The organism is Planobispora rosea, from assembly GCF_014648175.1.
In the GTDB taxonomy this organism is placed as follows: domain Bacteria; phylum Actinomycetota; class Actinomycetes; order Streptosporangiales; family Streptosporangiaceae; genus Planobispora; species Planobispora rosea.
Map to the genome: position 1 here is coordinate 1 of NZ_BMQP01000125.1, position 1,217 is coordinate 1,217.

The 1,217-nt window shown below is 66.9% G+C and carries 1 protein-coding gene; it reads left to right on the forward strand.

The genetic code is table 11. The annotated features are described in order from the left end of the window. The coding region (locus IEZ08_RS39030; RefSeq protein ID WP_229803972.1) for an acyltransferase family protein at window positions 1-1,161 on the forward strand (1,161 nt) is incomplete at its 5' end. Window positions 1,162-1,217 lie beyond the last annotated feature (56 nt).

Sequence of the window (1,217 nt, forward strand, 5' to 3'; positions counted from 1 at the left end):
GGTCAGGGGGGTCAAGATTGGGAGAGCGTTACGGGGTCAGTCTTGCGGGAGCAGCGACACCTGCATTGCGCGTTGACGTACGGCAGCCGATACGGCAGTCATCCCCGGCTGTGGTACTACACCGAGCCCATCCGGGATCCTTCCGGATCCGCGCTCGCCCTGGTGCTTCTCAGCACCGGCTCCACCGTTCTCGGGCTGTTCTTCCTCATCGCCGGGTTCTTCGTGCCGGCTTCACATGACCGCAAAGGCGGCCGTGCCTTCGTTCGTGACCGGCTGTTGCGGCTCGGGCTCCCGATCGCGGTCTATGTCCTGCTGATACGCCCCTTCGTCACCCTCGGCGACTATCTGGTGCATTACCGGGAGGACCTTTCCTTCGGGGCGTACTACGTGCGTTCCTGGAGCCTGGGCCCGATGTGGTTTCTGGAGACCCTACTGGTGTTTTGCCTGTGCTATGCGGCGTTACGGAGCTTGCGGCGCGGTCGCGCCATCGCCGTGATGCGGCCGCATGCGGCATCAGGTGTGGCACCGCATACCACGCCCCACTCCGCGCGGCGCTCCACGCCTTGGGTCGCGGGGGCGGTCATCGGCTGTTGCGCCGGGCTGGCCGTCCTGACCTACCTGTGGCGCATCATCGTTCCGATCGGTTCTTACTGGCCTGTCGTCGATATTCCCAATCCGGGTTGCCTGCCGCTCTACACCGCGCTGTTTATCGCCGGGGTGCTGGCCCGCCGCGGTCAATGGCACGAGCGAATGCCGCGGGCCGCAGGGCTGTGGGGCCTGGCGGCGGCCGGCAGCTGCCTGGCGGCCGCCCTGCCCGTCCTCCCGTCGCTGATCAACCGGCCTCCCCAGCCCGAAAGCCCGCTCTCACTCGTCATGGCTTTCCTGGAGACCGGCTTATGCGTCGGATCCGCCCTCGCCGTTGTCGTCTTGTTCAGGGCGCGGTTCAACCGGCAACGCGGCTTCGGTGCATTCCTGGCGGTCAACGCCTTCGCCGTCTACCTCCTGCACCCCGTGGTGGTCGTCGGGTTCGGGCACGTCCTCAGCCAGTGGAGGGCACCGGCCGCCGCCAAATGCCTGCTCCTGTGGACGCTCGCGCTTCCCCTGTGCTGGGGCGGCTCCCACCTGGTGCGGCGTGTTCCGGCAATTGCCCGCCTGCTGTGACCCGGGTTCCGCAGTTGGTAGTCACACGTGAGCCCGGAATTGAAGGTTGACCTGGG